This window comes from Myxococcus faecalis, from assembly GCF_050039385.1.
Taxonomy (GTDB): Bacteria; Myxococcota; Myxococcia; order Myxococcales; family Myxococcaceae; genus Myxococcus; species Myxococcus fulvus.
The window spans coordinates 10271880-10290164 of the sequence record NZ_CP144336.1; the positions used below are offsets into that span (position 1 = coordinate 10271880).

The following is an 18285-nucleotide window of genomic DNA, read 5'->3' on the forward strand; positions in this document are numbered from 1 at the left end:
GATGAAGCCCCTGGTCGCCATTGTCGGACGCCCCAACGTGGGCAAGAGCACGCTGTTCAACCGTCTCATCGGCAGGCGCCTCGCGCTGGTCGAGGACCAGCCGGGCGTGACGAGAGACCGTCACTACGCGGACGCGGTGTGGGGAGGCCGCTCGTTCACCTTCATCGACACGGGCGGCTTCGTCCCGGGCGAGAAGGACTCCCTGCTGCAGCAGGTGCGCGAGCAGGCGCAGCTGGCCGTGGAGGAGTGCGACGTCATCGTCTTCGTCGTGGACGGGCGCGACGGCGTCACGCCCGCGGACGAGGCGGTGGCCGGCTACCTGCGCAAGAGCGGCAAGCCCGTCATCGTCGCGGCCAACAAGCTGGACAACACCACGGGCACGATGCAGGCCCTGGCCGCGGACTTCTACAAGCTGGGCCTGGGCGAGGTGCACGCGCTGTCCGCCGAGCACGCCCTGGGCATCAACGGCCTGTTCGACGAGGTGGTGGAGAAGCTGCCGCCGAAGGAGGAGGGCGAGGACGACACCGCGCCCCCGGACGACGGCATCATCCGCGTGGCCATCATCGGCCGGCCCAACGTGGGCAAGAGCACCCTGGTCAACGCCATCCTGAAGGAGAAGCGGGTGGTGGCCAGCGACGTGCCGGGCACGACGAGAGATCCCATCGACTCGCCGCTCGAGTACAAGGGCAAGAAGCTGCTCCTCACGGACACCGCGGGCATCCGGCGCAAGAAGACGATTGCCCACCAGGTGGAGAAGTACTCGGTCATCGCGGCGCTGAAGGTGATGGAGCGCAGCGACGTGGCGGTGCTGTTGATGGACGCCACGGAGCCCGCGGTGGACCAGGACGCGAAGCTGGCGGGCCTGGCCGAGGAGCGGGGCCGCGCGCTGGTCATCGTGGTGAACAAGTGGGACCTGGTGGACCAGGACCAGCGTCGCCAGGAGGCCTACCGCGAGTCGCTCAAGCACGCGCTGAAGTTCGTGGGCTACGCGCCCATCCTCTTCACGTCCGCGCTGACGGGCTCGAAGGTGGAGAAGGTGGTGGACGTGGCGGTGGAGCTGGCCGAGCAGTTCCGGTTCCGGGCGCCCACGCCCCAGCTCAATCGCCTGTTGGAGCACATGGTGGACAACCACCCGGCGCCCATCGCCCGGGGCAAGCCCCTGCGGCTGTACTACATCACCCAGGTGGCGGCGGCGCCCCCGACGTTCGCGCTCACGTGCAACTACCCGGAGGGCGTTCCGGACATGTACAAGCGCTACATCACCAATCAGCTCCGCAAGACGTTCGACCTGCGCGTGCCCATCCGGCTCTTCTTCAAGGAGCGCCCCGGCAAGGCCAAGCGAGAGGCGCGAAAGAAGCCCCACCTCCAGGGCAAACACTGAAGCGTCCGTGCGTTGACACTCGCGGCGCGCGCTCCGTACAGTGCGCCGCCCTCCCGCTCTCCGACAGGGTAGAGCATCGAAGCGCAGAGAGAGGTTGACCGACGTGGCTGGAACCAAGACCGAGAAGATTCGCCAGCAGGAGCTTCGTCAGCCGGACACCTTCCAGAAGGTGGGCAACGACGCGCGTGACTGGCTGGCCCAGCGGCAGAAGCTCATCGGCATCGTCGTCGCCGTCATCATCCTCGGCGGCGTGGGCGCGGCCATCGCCAGCGAGCTGTCCAAGCGCGGCGAGGAGAAGGCGTCCCAGGCCCTGGGCCAGGCGCTCTCCGTGCTGGACCGTCCCATCGACGGCGTGCAGCCCGCCCAGCCCGGCGACACGGAGACGCCCTTCAAGAGCGTCAAGGAGCGCGACGAGGCGCTGGTGAAGGCCCTGTCGGACTTCCGCAAGGAGCACGGCGGCACCCGCTCGGCCACCACGGCCGCGCTGTCGCTGGGCGAGGCGCAGTTCCGCCTGGGCAACTTCGCGGACGCGCAGGCCTCCTTCGGCGAGTTCCTCAAGGGCGCCGCCCAGAATGATCCGCTCCGCGCGGGCGCGTTCGAGGGTCAGGGCTACGCCTTCGAGGCGGAGAAGAAGTTCGACGAGGCCCTGAAGGCCTTCGAGCAGATGGGCGCCGCGGGCGGTGGGGAGTTCCTGGCGGGCATGGGCGACTACCACAAGGGCCGCATGCTCATCGCGCAGGACAAGAAGGACGAGGCGGCCAGCGTCCTGTCGAAGGTGTCGACGGACCACCCGAACACCACCGCGGCGCGGCTGTCGAGCGAGCGGCTGGCGGTGCTGGCCTCGCAGGGCGTGAAGATTCCGGTGCCGGCGCAGCCCGCCGCCACTGGTACGGACGCGGGGTAGCACGGACGATGAGGAAGCAGCGCGTGAGCTGGAAGCATTGGCTGGGGAGCGCTGTGGCGCTCGGTCTCCTGGGCGGGTGCAGCAGCCTGCCGCGCTACGGCAATCCGGAGCTGCCTCGGACGGAGCAGGCCCCGCCGCTGGATTACTTCTCCGTGGCCTGGTGGGCGCCGTTGGTGACGCCCACCCTCATGGAGTACGCCCCGCGCGAGGTCGCGACGCCGGCGTATGACGGGCTGAGCAGGACTGTCATCGCGCTGACGCGGGACGGGTTCATCCGCGGCATCGGGCCGGACGGCCAGGTGAAGTGGTCCAAGAAGACCAGCACGCGCTTCGCGGCGGGCGCCCGGGTGAGCGACGGCGTCGCCTTCATCCCCGGGGGCGACGGCACGCTGTACGCGCTGGACGCGGCCACGGGCGAGGAGAAGTGGAAGTACGTGGCCGGCGAGTCGCTGGCGACGGTGCCCGTCGTGGCCGAGGGCCTGGTGCTGGTGGCCTCGGAGAGCGACACCCTGTTCGCGGTGAAGGCCGCGGATGGCGTGTGGGCCTGGCAGTACCGCAGGGATCCTCCGTCGGGCTTCTCGGTGCGCGGCGCGTCCACGCCGCTGGTGCGCGAGGGCAATGTCTACGTGGGCTTCTCCGACGGCTACGTCGTCTCGCTGACCATGCGGGACGGCAGCGCCAACTGGGAGAAGTCCCTGTCCGGCAGCGGCAACGAGTTCCTGGATGTGGACTCGACGCCGGTGATGGACGAGCACGGTCAGCTCTACGTGGCCTCGTACAAGAGCGGCATCTACGCGCTCGAGGCGGAGTCCGGGGACCTGGTCTGGACCAGCTCCGTGGGCGGCATGACGGCGCTGCTGTCGAAGGGGAAGATGCTCTTCGCGGTGGGCGATGGCCGTGTGGACGCCTACCTGGCGGAGGACGGGCGGCTCCTGTGGACGCACCCCCTGGGTGAAAGGGCCGCGCAGGCTCCAGTGTTCGCCAAGGGAATGCTCATCGTCCCCATCCAGCGCTCGCTGCTGTTCCTGGACCCGAAGACGGGCCAGGCGCGCGTGTCGTGGAACCCCGGGGACGGCGTCTCGGCGACGCCCTTCGTGGCGGGCTCGAAGCTGTTCGTGCTCTCCAACAACGGCTGGCTCTACGCGTTGGACTTCAACGGATTGAAGGGGTGACGGCGGTGACGACCCGGACGGTCCGCGTGGTGGCGGCGCTGATTCCCGGTCCCGTCGACACCCAGCGCTTCCTGGTGCAGCAGCGGCTCCCCGGTGGGAGCCGCGCGCTCCTGTGGGAGTTCCCCGGCGGCAAGGTGGAGGCCGGGGAGACGGACGAGGTGGCCCTCGCCCGCGAGTGTCGCGAGGAGCTGGATGTGGAGCTCTCCGTGGGCCGGCGGCTGTGGGAGGGCAAGCACCCGTACCCGGACCTGACGGTGGAGCTGGTGCTCTACGCGGCGCGGGTGGTGTCGGGCGAGCCGAAGCCGCTGGGGGCGCATGCGCTGGCGTTCCACACGCCGGTGGAGATGCAGGCCCTGCCGTTCTGCGAGGCGGACATCCCGCTGCTGGACGAGCTGGTGGCGGGAAGGCTGGGCGCGCTCGATTGATGCTTCAGCGGACGTTCCAGCACATCCCCGGCGTGGGGCCCTGGCGTGAGAAGGACTTGTGGGCGCGGGGCATCAAGAGCTGGGATGACTTTCCGGCGGCCGGACAGGGTGTGGCCATCACCCGGAAGACGGACGACATCGCGCGCGAGCGGATTGCCCAGGCCCGTGAGGCGCTGGAGCGCCGGGACCTGCGGCGGCTCGCGGAGCTGGTTCCTCCGCGGGAGCACTGGCGGCTGTATCCCGAGTTCCAGCACGACGCCGTCTACTTCGACATCGAGACGGATGGCCGGGAGGCACAGGCGCCCACGGTGGTGAGCCTGTTCGACTCGACCGGGCTGCACGTGTTCATCCAGGGGCGGAACATGGATGCGCTGCCGGAGGCGATGGCGGCCCGCCGGCTGTGGGTGACGTTCAACGGCTCCACCTTCGACGTGCCGGTGTTGAAGAACTACTTCGGGCCGGCGCGCTTCCCGGTGCCGGAGGCGCACATCGATCTGCGCTTCGTCACGCGGCGGTTGGGGATGGGCGGCGGGCTGAAGGACATCGAGGGCCAGATTGGCGCCGAGCGTCCGCCGCACATGAAGGGTGTGAACGGCTATGACGCGGTGCTGCTGTGGCGTGCGTACACGCGGCGCGGCGACGTGGAGGCCCTGCGGTTCCTGGTCGAGTACAACCTGTATGACTCGTTCCAGCTCCGCACGCTGATGGACGTGGCGTACAACCGCGGCGCGGATGACTTGAACCAGGACGTGCCCCGGCTGCCCGTGTTCGAGCGCGGGGATGTCCTGTACGACGTGAGCCGCATCATCCTGGAGCTGGGACCCACGGAGCGGGATCTGCAGACGCTTGCCCGGGTCCGCGCCGAGGAGCAGCTTCCCTGAGCCGGAGCGGGCAGGGTGGTTTCGTGTCGTCACCCTTCTGGAGTCTCTTCCGGTGAACAACCGGGCGTCGGCGCGTGGCCGGGGCCGTGGAATGCGCCGGGGAGTCGTTTGTAGGGTGTGACTCACCCTGGAGGGATGCGCACATGAGCGAACCGACGGACCCGATGCAGAGCTCGGAGACGCCCAAGCCCGGCTCGGCTGGGAAGAAGGCCGCGCTGATCGGAGGTCCCCTGGTGGCCGTGGGAGTGGGCGTGGCCGTGGCGATGGGCGCGTTCCGCAAGGAGCCGGTGCCCGTGCCCGTGGTGGCGGAGGCGCCGAAGCCCGTGGATGCTGGAGTCGCTCCCGCGGCGCCCACGGCGTCGCTTCCGGAGAGTGACGGCCGGGTCCGTGAGCTGGCGAGTCGGATGTCGGAGGAAGCCGAGCTCCAGCGCTGGCTCCAGGAGAAGGACCTGGTGCGCCGGGTGACGGCGGCCGTGAACAACGTCGCCGACGGCACGAGTCCTCGGATGGTGCTGGGGTTCCTGGCGCCGGCCGGTGGGTTCCAGGTCGTCGAGGGCAAGGACAAGAAGGTGACCATCGACCCGCGCAGCCATGCCCGGTACGACCTGGTCGCGCGTGTGTTCGGGACGTTCGATGCGCAGGTGGCTCGGAGCCTGTTCAAGGACCTGAAGCCGCTCATCGACCAGGCCCATGGCGAGATTGCTCCGCCGGGACAGTCGTTCGACTCGACGCTCAACCGGGCCATCGAGCATCTGCTCTCGGTTCCGGTTCCGGTTCCGGAGGGCGCGCTGGAGGTCCAGCCTCAGGCCGGGCTCTATGTCTACGCGTCGCCCGAGCTGGAGGGCTTGAGCAAGGCGCAGAAGCACCTGCTGCGAATGGGTCCGCAGAACATCCGGGTCATCCAGGCGAAGCTGAAGGAGCTTCAGACTGCCTTGGAGCTGCCGCCCGTGGCGGAGCGTTAGCGGGCCCGGGAGGGCGCTACATCCTGGAACCGGGATGTTCCGGGCCTGGGCTGCGGGCGTGAATGTTCTGGGGCCGCCTGGGCACCGGAAGAATGTTCTTGGGGCGCGAAGAATGTTCCTGGGGCGCGAAGAATGTTCCGCCGGGCCTCAGGAATATTCCTGAGGCCTCTGCTCAGCGGCGCTTCTTCTTCTTCGAGGGCGCTGGAGCCGGCGCCGGCTTCTCCTTTTCGCCGGCGATCTGGAACGTGGTCCGGAGCTCATCGACCTCGCGGCCCAGGGTGTCCGTGAAGGCCGTTCCGGTCTGGGCGTCGACGACCAGCGTGTACGAGAAGCCGGTCTTCAGCGGCTGGGGCAGGACGATGCGGTAGACGAGCTTGTCGTCGGATTCCTCGGCGACGTCGTCGGAGACCATGGCGCGCTCGGCCTCGTCGAACAGGCGGACCCGGTAGTTGCGCAGGCCGTGCGAGGCCGTGAGCTCGAGGCTGGACGTGGGCTGGATGAGGGGCTTGTCGCCGGGTTCGAGGGAGATCTCCGCGAGGTCGCTCGTGCCGGCATCGGCAAGGGGCTGGTAGCGCAGCGCGAACGTGGTCGGAGGCGGGGTCTTGGGGGCCTCGGGCACGGCGGCGACGCTCGCATCGGGGGCTCCGGGGGCCGTCTTGTCCGGGCAGCCAGTCAGGGCGAGCAGGCCGCAGCAGAACGCGGAGGCCAGCGCGGTTCGTCGAAGCAAACGCATGGCGGGCACGGTACGCGTCCAGCGTGGCCGCGAGAAGCGAGGAGTCGCGACCAGTGCCCAGCCGGGCAGGCGCTCGGTCCGGAACGAGGTTCGGTGAACGGTGCGCGGACAGGTCCGGCGTGATCCGGAACGAGGGACGACGAACAGTGTGCGGAAGGTCTGGGACGGCATGTCGGCTCAAGTGTCGGAGGTACGGGCAGAGGCTCCGGTGGGGCCCCAATTCAGGGGCTTCGGGAGGGACGCCAGGAGGCCCGGGGATGGCCCAGGAGAGCCCGCCGTCCACCCTGGTCTCCCTCTGTCGAAACGTCCGATAACATGCGTTATGTAAACTAAGCCTGCGGGGAACCAGGGGGCGATTTCGTCGGGTTCTTCCCCGCTGCCCCCGGGCTTTCCGGGCGCCGTTCCGGCCGTTCCATCCGCCAAGATGCGGGCCTCCGCCCACCCACCAGCTTCACCCCGAACGGCCCCATGAGAGTCCTCGACAGCCTGCTCGCGGATGCACGCTTCGCGTTCCGCACGTTCCGTCGCGCGCCCGGCTTCGCCGCGGCAGCCATCCTCTGCCTCGCCCTGGGCATCGGCGCGAACGCCGTCATCTTCAGTGCCGTCCATGGCGTCCTCCTCCGCCCGCTGCCGTACGCCGAACCCGAGCGAATCGTCTCGCTCGTCGAGTTCCGTGCCCACGGCAGCGGCGGCCCGGTGTCCTGGCTCACGTTCTGGGACTGGCGCGACCAGGCCAAGGCCTTCGAGCACATCACGGCCTTCACCGTTGGCGGCTCCATCCTCCGCGCCGATGGCGACTCCGAGCGCCTCGAGGCCACCCGTGGCACCTCCGGCTACTTCGCCGTCCACGGCGTGCCTCCGTTGCTCGGCCGCACCTTCGTCCCCGGCGACGACCAGCCCGGCCATGAGCCCGTCGCCGTCCTCAACGAGGCCCTGTGGCGTCGCCGGTTCGGCGCCAATCCCGCCGTCCTCGGCCGCACGGTGCTCCTCGATGACATTCCCCACACCGTGATTGGCGTCGTCCCCGAGTCCTTCGACCCGAAGACGGACGTCTGGCTCCCGTTGGTCGCTCCCGCCGATGCCCGTGGCCGCTTCTCCACGCTGCTCTCGGTCCGCGGCCGGCTGGCCCCGGGCTTCACCGTCGAGTCCGCCCACCAGGAACTCGCGGCCGTCACCGCCGCCATCGCCGCCGCGAGCCCGGACGCCCTCAAGGAGCGCACCTCCCGCGTCGAATCGCTCGCCGACGCCCGGACCCGCCTCTGGAGCGGCCCCTTGAAGCTCCTGCTCGGCGCCGTGGCCCTGGTCCTCCTCATCGCCTGCGCCAACGTCGCGAACATCCTGCTCGCGCGAGCCGGCGCCCGGCATCAGGAGCTCGCCGTTCGCGTGGCCCTCGGGGCCAGCCGCGCCCGCGTCATCCAGCAACTCCTCGTCGAGAGCCTCCTGCTCGCGCTCATGGGCGGCGCGCTCGGCGGATTGCTCGCGCGCTGGGGCCTGGACGGCCTGCTCGCCGTGGCCCCCGAGTCGATGCCTCACCGGGCCGCCATCGCCCTCGATGGGACGTCGTTCCTGTTCCTCGCGGCCATCTCCATCACCAGCGGCCTGGTCTTCGGACTGCTTCCCGCGCTCCAGTTGTCCCGGCTCGACCTCCGAGGCGCCGTGCCGTCCTCGGGCCGCCGGCTCCGCTCCACGCTGGTCGTCCTGGAGCTGGCCCTCTGTCTGGTCCTGCTCGTCGGCGCGGGCCTGCTGGGCCGAGGCTTCCTCCAGCTCCTGGGGACCTCGCCCGGGCTGGCCTCCGAGCAGCTCCTCACGCTGCACATCGCCATCCCCGACAGCCGGTTCTTCAACGACCAGGGCCTGGATACCCACGTCCCACAGACGCTCCTGGAGCCCATCCTCGAGGAGGTCCGAGCCCTCCCGGGCGTGAGCGCCGCGGCGATGACCTCGCTCCTGCCCATCCAGCGCGCCTGGAACAACGCCCGCTACGTCATCGAGGGCGAACCCCCGCCGGAGCCCGGCACGGAGCCCCGCGCCGAGCGACGCTCCACCAGCCCCGGGTTCTTCGCCACCGTCGGAATCCCGCTGCGCCAGGGCCGGGACTTCACCGCCGCCGACGCAGCCCCCGGCCAGCCCGCCACCGTCATCATCAACGAGACGCTTGTGCGCCGGCACTTCCCGGACGGCCAGGCCCTGGGGCGCCAGCTCCGCCTGGGTACCGGGCCGCACACCATCATCGGCGTGGTCGGCGACGTTCGGCAGGCCGGGCTCGACAAGACGCCGCTCGCGGAGCTCCACGTCCCATACGGACGCCCCTGGGGCGATGACAGCCTGGTCCTCGTCGCCCGGACGTCGGTGCCCCCCGAAACCCTCCTGCCGCCTGTCCGCGAGGCCGTGCGCCGAGTCGACTCGGGCCTGCCCGTCTTCCGCGCCCTCACCATGGACCAGGTCATCACCGAATCGCTCGGCTTCCGCCGGCTCGTGCTCGGCCTGCTCGGAGGCTTCGCGGCGCTGGCCCTGGTGCTCTCCACCTACGGGCTCTACGGCGTCATCTCGCTGCTCGTCTCCCAGCGCACCCGTGAGCTGGGCATCCGCATGGCCCTGGGCGCCCGGCCGAGCGATGTCCTGAGGCTGGTCCTGGGCCAGGGCGCGAGGCTCGCGGGCGTAGGCATCGCCCTGGGGCTCGTGGGCGCCCTGGCGCTGACCCGCATGCTCGAAAGCCAGCTCTACGGCGTCACGGCGACAGATCCGCTGACCTTCATCGCCGTGGCCACCCTCTTCGCGCTCGTCGCCCTGCTGGCCTGCTGGCTCCCCGCGCGACGGGCCACCCGCGTGGACCCGCTCGTCGCCATGCGGACCTGAGTCGCCCCGAGGCCGCCCTCGACGCACCGCGACGGGCGGCCCGGGGAGCGACCTCATCCCAGGAACGGGCGCGAACACCCTGGAAATCACAGCCCAAGCCCCCACGTATGGCCCCAGCGCGAGGAATCCCCCGGCCGCTCGGATGTTCAGGGTGGTTGGGAATTCTTCCCGGCTTTTTTCCCGGTTGACCCACGCAATGGGTTACCGCAGAACCGCGACACCCCCGGCCCTGGAAAGGACCTGTCCATGAAACGGTTGTTCCTGATTGCCACCCTCGTCGGCGCCGCTCCGGCCCTGGCCGACGAAGGCATGTGGACGTACAACAACTTCCCGTCCGCGAAGGTGAAGGAGAAGTACGGCTTCGAGCCCACCCAGCAGTGGCTCGACAAGGCCCGGCTGTCGTCCGCGCGGCTCGCGGGCGGCTGTTCGGCCAGCTTCGTGTCCCCCAACGGCCTGGTGATGACCAATCACCACTGTGCCCGCGGCTGTATCGAGCAGCTCTCCGGCGCGAAGAAGGACTACATCGCCAACGGCTTCTACGCGAAGACCGAAGCCGAGGAGACGCAGTGCCCGGCGATGGAGATCAACCAGCTCGAGCAGATCACCGACATCACCGAGACGCTGAACAAGGCGACGCAGGGCCTGTCCGGCAAGCAGTACGCCGACACCCTGAAGGCGAAGATGTCCGAGCTGGAGCAGGCGTGCTCCGCGGGCGACGCCAAGGTGCGCTGTGACGCCGTCACCCTGTACCAGGGCGGCAAGTACAACCTGTACAAGTACCGCCGCTTCCAGGACGTGCGCCTGGTCATGGCGCCCGAGCACGCCATCGCCTTCTTCGGCGGAGACCCGGACAACTTCGAGTTCCCCCGGTGGGACCTGGACGTGACGTTCCTGCGCGTCTACCAGGACGGCAAGCCGGCCAAGACGGACAACTACTTCAAGTGGTCCGAGAAGAGCGCCAAGGAGGGTGACATCACCTTCGTGTCCGGCCACCCGGGCCGCACCTCGCGCGGGCTGACCATCGCGGAGCTGGAGTACCAGCGCGACGTGGCCATGCCGAAGATGCTGTTCATGATGTCCGAGCTGCGCGGCATGGTGTCCGAGTTCCAGAAGCGCGGCCCCGAGCAGAAGCGCATCTCCAACAACCTGCTGTTCGGCGTGGAGAACGGCCTGAAGGCGACCAAGGGCCGTCTGGAGGCGCTGCAGGACAAGAAGTTCTTCGGCCAGAAGGTCGCCGCCGAGCAGGACCTGCGCAAGAAGGTCGAAGCCAACCCGGAGATGAAGAAGAAGTACGGCGCCGCGTGGGATGAGATCGCCAAGGCCCAGGCGCAGATGGTCAACATCCGCAAGGACCTGTCCTTCGTCGAGCAGGGCGCGGGCCTGTCCTCCAGCCTGTACAGCATCGCCAAGACGCTGGTGCGCGCCTCCGAGGAGCTCCCCAAGGAGAACGGTCAGCGCCTGCGCGAGTTCAACCAGGCCAACCTGCCCGCGCTCCAGGCTCAGCTCTTGAGCCCCGCTCCCATCTACCCGGAGCTGGAGATCCTCCGCCTGAGCTTCGGCCTGACGAAGATGCGCGAGGAGCTGGGCTCCAACCACCCGTTCGTCAAGAAGGTCCTGGGCAACGAGTCCCCCGACAAGCTGGCGGCCCGCCTGGTGAAGGGCTCCAAGCTGTGCGTCCTCAAGGACGTCAAGGGCTCCAAGGTGTGTGACGTGTCCGCCCGCAAGAGCCTGTTCGACGGCGGCAAGGCGGCCATCGCGGCCTCCAAGGACCCGATGATCCAGCTGGCGCTGGCGCTCGACGCGGATGGCCGCGCGGTCCGCAAGAACTACGAGGAGAACGTCGACGCCGTCATCAAGAAGAACGCGGAGCTGGTGGCCAAGGCGAAGTTCGAGGTCTACGGCACCAACCAGTACCCGGACGCGACGTTCACGCTGCGCCTGTCGTACGGCTCGGTGAAGGGCTACATGGAGGACGGCAAGAAGGTGGAGCCCATCACCCAGATGGCGGGCACCTTCGAGCACGCCACGGGCGAGGAGCCCTTCGCGCTGCCGCCGTCCTGGCTGAAGAACCAGAAGAACCTCGATGGCGCCACGGCGATGAACTTCGTCACCACCAACGACATCATCGGCGGCAACTCCGGCTCCCCCGTCATCAACAAGGACGCGGAGATCATCGGCCTGGTGTTCGACGGCAACATCCAGTCGCTGGGCGGTGAGTACGGCTTCGATGAGAGCGTCAACCGCACGGTGGCCGTGCACAGCGACGCCATCATCGAGTCGCTGAAGAAGATCTACGGCGCCACCCGCGTCCTCGAGGAGCTGCGCCCGGGCAGCACCCAGGTGCCCACCGTCCCCACCAAGCCGGCGGGGTGATGCACCCTCCAGCGGACCGGGTCTTCGTCTGAAGACCCGGTCCCTGAAGCAAGAAGAGGCTGCCTGGGCATCCACGCCAGGCAGCCTCTTTCGTTTTCTTCAGCGGGTATCGGGGCCCGCCGGTCGCGCGTCCCGCCCTGCCCCGCTCACTCCCACTCGATGGTGGCGGGGGGCTTGGAGGACACGTCGTAGGCGACGCGGTTGATGCCGCGCACCTCGTTGGTGATGCGCGTGGAGATGCGCTCGATGACCGGGTACGGCAGCCGCGCCCAGTCCGCCGTCATGCCGTCCACGCTGGTGACGGCGCGCAGCACGCAGGTGGACTCGTAGGTGCGCTCGTCGCCCATGACGCCCACGCTCTGCACCGGCAGCAGCACGGCGAAGGCCTGCCACACCTCCTTGTAGAGCCCCGCGGCGCGAATCTCCTCCTGGACGATGGCGTCCGCGCGGCGCACCAGCTCCAGGCGGGCCTCCGTCACTTCGCCCAGCACGCGGATGGCCAGGCCCGGACCGGGGAACGGCTGACGGGACACCATCTCCTCGGGCAGCCCCAGCTCGCGACCCAGCGCGCGGACCTCGTCCTTGAACAGCTCGCGCAGCGGCTCCACCAGCTTGAGCTTCATCGTCTCCGGCAGGCCGCCCACGTTGTGGTGGCTCTTGATGGTGACGGACGGGCCCTTGTACGAGACGGACTCGATGACGTCCGGGTACAGCGTGCCCTGGGCCAGGAACTCCGCGTCCTGGATGTCGCGCGAGGCCTCCTCGAACACGGCGATGAACTCGCGGCCGATGATCTTCCGCTTCTTCTCCGGGTCCGTCACCCCGGCCAGCGCGTCCAGGAACCGGGCCCGCGCGTCCACCGTCTTCAGCGGGACGTGGAAGCGGTCCACGAAGAGCGCCTCCACCTGGGCCCGCTCGCCCTGCCGGAGCACCCCGTTGTCCACGAAGATGCACTGCAGCCGGGGGCCGATGGCGCGGTGCAGGAGCAGCGCCGCCACGGAGCTGTCCACGCCACCCGACAGGGCGCAGATGACCCGGCCGTGCTCACCCACCTGCTTGCGGATGGTGGCCACCGCCTCGTCGATGAAGCCCTTCATCGTCCACGAGCCGGACACCTTGCAGTCGTTGAAGAGGAAGGCGCGCAGCATGGCCTTGCCCTGCGGGGTGTGCACCACCTCGGGGTGGAACTGGAGGCCGTAGAAGGGCTTGCTCTGGTGGGCCGCCGCCGCGAAGGGCGAGTTGCCGCTGCGACCGATCGCCTCGAAGCCCGGGGGCAGCTCCTCCACCCGGTCTCCGTGGCTCATCCACACCTGGACGCGGTCTCCCGGACGGAACTCCGAGAAGGGGCCGCGGGGGGCCAGCACCTCCACCTCCGCGTTGCCGAACTCGCGGTGGGCGCCCCGGTCCACGCGGCCGCCCAGCAGCTTGGCCGTGAGCTGCAGGCCGTAGCAGATGCCGAGCACGGGCACGCCCGCCTCGAAGACGAACGGGTCGCACCGGGGGGAGCCGGGCGCCTCCACGGACGCCGGGCCTCCCGAGAGGATGATGCCTCGGGGGGCGAAGCGGCGGATGTCCTCGGCCGGCAGGTCCGGGCGGTGGATTTCACAATAAACGCCCAGCTCACGGACCCGGCGGGCGATGAGCTGGGTGTACTGACTCCCGAAATCGAGGATCAGGATCTTCTCGGCGTGCAGGTCCACCGGAGTTTCTCCAAGGGGGCGTCGTTGACGGCTGGGGGCCCTTATCGCTACAAACTTCCGGAAAGCAACGCCCAAGTCCCCTCAAGTGTTCGAGGTCCGGATGCTCCGCCGCCTGTCCGCTTCCACTGCTGCGACCCTCTTGTTCCTCTCCGCCACTGGATGCGTGAAGGAAATCTCCTCTGACGAGCGGCTCGACCGCGAGACCCAGAACATGGCGGTGAAGGACACGCCAGGGGTCGCCGAGCTCCAGAAGCTCACCTGTGACGACACCAACGACGCGCTGGTCAAGGCCCGCAACGTCAACCGGCCCGAGACGGACCGGCTGGTGGACTACATCGAGCTGTACGGCTCGCTGCGCAAGCGCACCGCCACCTTCGAGGAGGCGATGAACCGCAACCCGGACCTGAGCTACCGCGAGGGCAGCCAGCAGTTCGTCAACGCCAAGGACAACTGCATCCAGCAGACGGCCGACATCCGCATCGAGTTCGAGACCTACGTGCGGGAGCTGGTCGAGGTGCCCACCGTGCAGGAGATCAAGGGCGGCAACGCCGTCACCATCGCCCGCCTGGACTTCGGCACCCTGCGCCAGGCCATCGAGGCGCTGGAGCCGGATGACAAGGACTCGCTGCTGGGCCGGGTGGCCAACGCGGAGAAGAAGATCTCCGCCGCGTCGCCCGCCGAGGAGCCCAGCGGCGGTGGCCGCAAGGGCCGCAAGTAGCCAGGCCGTCCGAGCCGGCTCCTGAGGGGCTGGCTCCCTTCGAGGGTCCGTGCCTCCTGGCGCGGGCCCTCTTTTCGTTTCCCCGCGGGGAGGCCTACTCCACGCGGTAGTTGGGCGCTTCCTCGGTGATGATGACGTCGTGCACGTGGCTCTCCTTGAGCCCGGCCGAGGTGATCCGCACGAAGGTGGCGTTCTTGCGCAGCTCCTCGATGGTGCCGCAGCCCACGTAGCCCATGCCGCTGCGGATGCCGCCCAGCATCTGGTGCACGTTCATGGCGAGCGTGCCCTTGTACGGCACGCGGCCCTCGATGCCCTCGGGGACCAGCTTCACCGCGTCCACGTCCGACTGGAAGTAGCGGTCCTTGGCGCCCTGCTTCATCGCGCCCAGGCTGCCCATGCCGCGGTAGCTCTTGTAGCTGCGGCCCTGGTACAGGATGACGTCGCCCGGGGCCTCCTCGGTGCCCGCGAAGAGCGATCCGATCATCACCGTGCTCGCTCCGGCCGCCAGCGCCTTCACGATGTCGCCCGAGTACTTGATGCCGCCATCGGAGATGATGGGGATGTCGTGCTTGTCCGCTTCGCGGCAGCAGTCATCCACCGCCGTCACCTGCGGCACGCCCACGCCGGCCACCACGCGCGTGGTGCAGATGGAGCCGGGGCCGATGCCCACCTTCACCGCGTCCACGCCCGCCTGGATGAGCGCGCGCGTGGCCTCGGCCGTCGCGACGTTGCCGGCGATGAGCTCGAAGCCCTTGAAGTTCTTGCGCGTGTCGCGCACGCCATCCACCACGCCCTTGGAGTGCCCGTGCGCGGTGTCCACCACGATGACGTCCACGCCCGCCTTCACCAGCGCGTCGATGCGCGCCTCGCGGTCCGGGGACACGCCCACGGCGGCGGCGCAGAGCAGCCGGCCCTTGGCGTCCTTGGCCGCGTTGGGGTGCGTGCGGCGCTTCTCGATGTCCTTGATGGTGATGAGGCCGCGCAGCTCGAAGTCGTCGTTGACGACGAGCAGCTTCTCGATGCGGTGCTCGTGCAGGAGCTTCTGCGCGTCACCCTGGCTGATGCCCTCGCGGCCGGTGACGAGCTTGCGCGTCATCATGGCCTCGACCTTCTGGGTGAGGTTGGTCTCGAAGCGCACGTCGCGGCTGGTGACGATGCCCACCAGGCGCTTGCCCTTCACCACGGGGATGCCGGACACGCCGTGCTGGCGCATCAGCTCCAGGGCGCGGCCCAGCGGGGCCTCTGGGTCGATGGTGACGGGGTCCACCACCATGCCGCTCTCGAACTTCTTGACCTTGAGCACCTCGAGCGCCTGCTGCTCGGGCGTCATGTTCTTGTGGATGACCCCGATGCCGCCCTCCTGCGCCATCGCGATGGCGGTCCGGGCCTCCGTCACGGTGTCCATCGCCGCCGACAACAGCGGGATGTTCAGCCGGAGGTTGCGGGTGAGGCGGGTCGTCAGGTCGGTGTCCTTGGGGACAACCGAACTTTCGGCGGGCACCAGGAGGACATCATCGAAGGTGAGTGCGAGCCGGATCTCGGGGTTCAACATGGGCGGCGCTCCCGGGGCATGGGGCCCGCGAGGCACCAGCGCCCTGCGGGTGCGGTTCCATACGAGGTACGTTGCCGCCACGCAACCTGGAAGGGCGGACTTTTTGACGCCCGTTCACTCGCACTTCAAGCGATAATCCGACCGGACTTTCCACTCACGTCTCAGGAACCGGGCTTTGACGGAATCGAATCAGGCGGCGGTCGGGTTGGTCGTGAAGCTGCCATTCGCGACGCCAGAGGAGTTCCTGGCGAAGTACGGCGGCAACGTCACGCGCGGTGGCATCTATCTGCGCGCCCGCGCGGTGAAGCCGCCCGGCACGGCCGTCACCCTGGACCTGCGGTTGGCCAGCGGCGAGCGGTTGATCCACGCCCAGGCCGTGGTCCACTTCGTCACCGGACAGGGAGGCCAGGGCGTGGCCGGCATGGGCCTGCGCTTCCTGTCGTTGGACCCGCAAACGCGCCGCTTCCTCGACTCCGCGGTCGCCGCCCTGCCCCACGCCCAGTCGGACGTCCCCCCCGTCCCCTCGGGTGTCGGGGCCCCGGACTACACCGTCCCACCTCCGGCGGAGAAGGCCAACCCGCAGGTGGTGACCCAGCAGCAGGCCGCCAGCGCTCCGGTGGCCGCCGCGCCCGTGACGATGATGTCGGACGAGGCGCTGGACCTGAGCACGCAGGAGCCCAAGCGCGCGGGCGTGGTCATCGGCATCGACCTGGGGACGACGAACTCCTGCGCCGCGTATGTGCGCAACGGCAAGCCGGGCGTGCTCAACAGTCGTGAGGGGCACAACACGGTGCCCTCCATCATCGCCGTCAACACGCGCGGCAAGCTGGTGGTGGGCCACCCCGCGAAGGGGCAGATGCTCACCAACCCTCGACAGACGGTGTACGGCGCCAAGCGGCTGGTGGGCCGCGCGTACGACTCGGCCATCGTCGAGAACATCAAGGACAAGTTCCACTACGAGATCACCGCCGGCGCCAACGGCGATGCGGGCGTGAAGCTGTCCGACAAGGTCTACTCGCTGCAGCAGATCTCCGCGCTCATCCTGCGCGAGGTGCGCGAGGTGGCGCAGAACCAGTTGGGCCAGCCCGTCTCGCGCGCCGTCGTCACGGTGCCCGCGTACTACAACGACAACCAGCGCCACGCGGTGCGGGAGGCCGGCAAGCTCGCGGGCCTCTACGTCGAGCGCATCCTGAACGAGCCCACCGCGGCGGCGCTCGCGTACGGGTACGGGCGCAAGCTCAACCAGCGCGTGCTGGTCTACGACCTGGGCGGCGGCACCTTCGACGCGTCCGTGCTGGAGCTGGCCGACAACGTCTACGAGGTCATCTCCACCGGCGGCGACACGTTCCTGGGCGGCATCGACTTCGACAACGCCATCGTCACGTACCTGCTGGAGGAGTTCCAGAAGAAGACGGGCCGCACGTTCCAGGGAGACCGCGTGGCGCTCCAGCGCATCAACGACGCGGCGGAGCGGGCCAAGTGCGCGCTGTCCGAGCGTTCGGAGATGCGGGTGCATGTGGCCTTCGTCACGATGATCGACGACAAGCCCTACGACCTGGACGTCACGCTCACCCGGCAGAAGCTGGTGGAGCTGACGGAGGGGCTCGTCGACCGGACGGTGAAGGTCTGCGACGAGGTGCTCAAGGCGAAGAACCTGGGGCCCAAGGACATCGACGAGGTCATCCTCGTGGGAGGCCAGAGCCGCTTCCCGCTGGTGCACGAGAAGATCACCCGCTTCTTCGGCAAGGCTCCGAGCAAGGGCGTCCACCCGGACGAGGCCGTGGCGCTGGGCGCGGCGCTCCTGGCGCACAGCCTGGGACAGCTCGAGGGCGTGGTGCTCATCGACGTGCTGCCCATGGCCATCGGCGTGGGGCTGCCCGGCGGGCGCTTCAAGCCCGTGCTGGAGCGCAACACGTCGCTGCCCTCCACCAAGAGCTACACGCTGTCCACGCACCGTGACGGCCAGACGGAGCTGGAGCTCACCGTGTTCCAGGGCGACTCTGAACGAGCGTCCGACAATGAGTACCTGGGCACGCTCAAGCTCGCCGGCCTGCCCAAGCTGCCTCGCGGCGCGGTGCAGGTGACGGTGACCTTCGAGGTCAACAACGAGTCGCTCCTCAAGGTGACCGCGCGCGAGTCCTCGAGTGGGCGCGAGGTCACGAGCACGTTCTCCACGAAGGACACACCGGAGGCGGTGAAGGCCCGGCTCGCACAGCTCGACACGGAGAGTGCGGCGGCGAATGTACCGCCTCAACCCACCGCACCCTCCGCGCGCACCACGAGCACGTCCGGTGCGCGCGTCGTCAATCCGGTGCCGATGAAGCCCCCGGCATCCACGCCTGCGGTGAATCGCACGCCTGCGGCGCGTCCGACAGCCGCGCAGCAAACCGCCGCTCCAGCGGTACCTGCGCTCGTCAGCCCGCCGCGGCAGCGTGGCTTCATGAAGTGGCTGAAGGGCTTGTTCGGTCGCGCCTGAAGCGCGATTTCATGCTGAGAGTGGATCAGCCCGTGCTCCACTTTCACACCGCTAATGAAGCTGCATGTGGGTAGTCGTTGTGGGCCGCGATTGTCGGGCTCGCCTGTTATTAAGCCGCCGGCCGAAAACAGCCCCGACGAGCCCCACACCCC

The 18285-nt window shown here is 69.0% G+C and carries 13 protein-coding genes; 10 read left to right on the forward strand and 3 right to left on the reverse strand.

All coding sequences use genetic code 11. The annotated features are described in order from the left end of the window. Position 1: 1 nt before the first annotated feature. The 6 genes from der (at position 2) to VZQ01_RS40970 (ending at position 5725) form a co-directional block, all read left to right on the forward strand. On the forward strand, positions 2 to 1381 hold the full coding sequence (der, locus tag VZQ01_RS40945; RefSeq protein WP_141324063.1) for a ribosome biogenesis GTPase Der: 1380 nt from the start codon (positions 2 to 4) through the stop codon (positions 1379 to 1381). A gap of 103 nt (positions 1382 to 1484) precedes the next feature. Then, positions 1485 to 2285: a tetratricopeptide repeat protein gene (locus VZQ01_RS40950; RefSeq protein WP_223748993.1), complete on the forward strand. Its 801-nt coding sequence runs from the start codon at positions 1485 to 1487 to the stop codon at positions 2283 to 2285. A 23-nt stretch (positions 2286 to 2308) separates the two neighbouring features. Continuing rightward, positions 2309 to 3457 carry an outer membrane protein assembly factor BamB family protein gene (locus tag VZQ01_RS40955; RefSeq protein WP_491630667.1) on the forward strand — a complete coding sequence of 383 codons (1149 nt, stop codon included), beginning with the start codon at positions 2309 to 2311 and terminating at the stop codon, positions 3455 to 3457. Next, entirely contained in the window at positions 3454 to 3882 is a 429-nt protein-coding gene (locus VZQ01_RS40960; protein ID WP_223748991.1) for a (deoxy)nucleoside triphosphate pyrophosphohydrolase, read from the forward strand. The genes VZQ01_RS40955 and VZQ01_RS40960 overlap by 4 nt, the downstream gene beginning before the upstream one ends. Beyond that, the gene (locus tag VZQ01_RS40965) at positions 3882 to 4763 is read left to right on the forward strand and encodes a ribonuclease H-like domain-containing protein (protein ID WP_223748990.1); all 882 of its coding nucleotides are present in this window, start codon (positions 3882 to 3884) and stop codon (positions 4761 to 4763) included. Before VZQ01_RS40960 ends, VZQ01_RS40965 begins: the two co-directional genes overlap by 1 nt. Positions 4764 to 4906: 143 nt before the next feature. Beyond that, complete coding sequence (locus VZQ01_RS40970) at positions 4907 to 5725, forward strand: DUF3014 domain-containing protein (protein ID WP_426746359.1); 819 nt, start codon at positions 4907 to 4909, stop codon at positions 5723 to 5725. A 172-nt stretch (positions 5726 to 5897) separates the two neighbouring features. Here the strand turns inward: VZQ01_RS40970 and VZQ01_RS40975 are convergent, their stop codons facing one another. Continuing rightward, positions 5898 to 6629, reverse strand: coding sequence for a hypothetical protein (locus VZQ01_RS40975; protein WP_267700930.1), 732 nt, complete (start codon positions 6627 to 6629; stop codon positions 5898 to 5900). A gap of 297 nt (positions 6630 to 6926) precedes the next feature. On the opposite strand from VZQ01_RS40975, the gene VZQ01_RS40980 reads away from it, so the two are divergent. Next, positions 6927 to 9314 (forward strand): ABC transporter permease, encoded by a 2388-nt coding sequence (locus VZQ01_RS40980; RefSeq protein ID WP_426746360.1) that lies wholly within the window; start codon positions 6927 to 6929, stop codon positions 9312 to 9314. A gap of 246 nt (positions 9315 to 9560) precedes the next feature. Further along, on the forward strand, positions 9561 to 11687 hold the full coding sequence (locus VZQ01_RS40985; protein WP_223748986.1) for a S46 family peptidase: 2127 nt from the start codon (positions 9561 to 9563) through the stop codon (positions 11685 to 11687). Between the two features lie 146 nt (positions 11688 to 11833). Here VZQ01_RS40985 and guaA read toward each other — a convergent pair whose 3' ends face one another. Continuing rightward, positions 11834 to 13387 (reverse strand): glutamine-hydrolyzing GMP synthase, encoded by a 1554-nt coding sequence (gene guaA / locus VZQ01_RS40990; RefSeq protein WP_223748985.1) that lies wholly within the window; start codon positions 13385 to 13387, stop codon positions 11834 to 11836. Positions 13388 to 13472: 85 nt separating this feature from the next. Here guaA and VZQ01_RS40995 point away from each other — a divergent pair, with 85 nt between their 5' ends. After that, positions 13473 to 14105 carry a hypothetical protein gene (locus VZQ01_RS40995; RefSeq protein ID WP_223748984.1) on the forward strand — a complete coding sequence of 211 codons (633 nt, stop codon included), beginning with the start codon at positions 13473 to 13475 and terminating at the stop codon, positions 14103 to 14105. Between the two features lie 94 nt (positions 14106 to 14199). Here VZQ01_RS40995 and guaB read toward each other — a convergent pair whose 3' ends face one another. Further along, positions 14200 to 15657, reverse strand: a complete 1458-nt coding sequence (gene guaB / locus VZQ01_RS41000) for an IMP dehydrogenase (RefSeq protein WP_141324073.1) — start codon at positions 15655 to 15657, stop codon at positions 14200 to 14202. Positions 15658 to 15832: 175 nt separating this feature from the next. Between guaB and VZQ01_RS41005 the strand changes: the two genes are divergently transcribed. Continuing rightward, positions 15833 to 18133 (forward strand): TIGR02266 family protein, encoded by a 2301-nt coding sequence (locus VZQ01_RS41005; RefSeq protein ID WP_223748983.1) that lies wholly within the window; start codon positions 15833 to 15835, stop codon positions 18131 to 18133. Positions 18134 to 18285 lie beyond the last annotated feature (152 nt).

Excerpts from the sequence above, each read along its gene's own strand:
- VZQ01_RS40970 (WP_426746359.1), top strand. The coding sequence starts at position 4,907 with ATGAGCGAACCGACGGACCCGATGCAGAGCTCGGAGACGCCCAAGCCC.
- VZQ01_RS40975 (WP_267700930.1), bottom strand. The coding sequence starts at position 6,629 with ATGCCGTCCCAGACCTTCCGCACACTGTTCGTCGTCCCTCGTTCCGGA.
- guaB (WP_141324073.1), bottom strand. The coding sequence starts at position 15,657 with ATGTTGAACCCCGAGATCCGGCTCGCACTCACCTTCGATGATGTCCTC.
- der (WP_141324063.1), top strand. The coding sequence starts at position 2 with ATGAAGCCCCTGGTCGCCATTGTCGGACGCCCCAACGTGGGCAAGAGC.
- VZQ01_RS40965 (WP_223748990.1), top strand. The coding sequence starts at position 3,882 with ATGCTTCAGCGGACGTTCCAGCACATCCCCGGCGTGGGGCCCTGGCGT.
- VZQ01_RS40985 (WP_223748986.1), top strand. The coding sequence starts at position 9,561 with ATGAAACGGTTGTTCCTGATTGCCACCCTCGTCGGCGCCGCTCCGGCC.
- VZQ01_RS40980 (WP_426746360.1), top strand. The coding sequence starts at position 6,927 with ATGAGAGTCCTCGACAGCCTGCTCGCGGATGCACGCTTCGCGTTCCGC.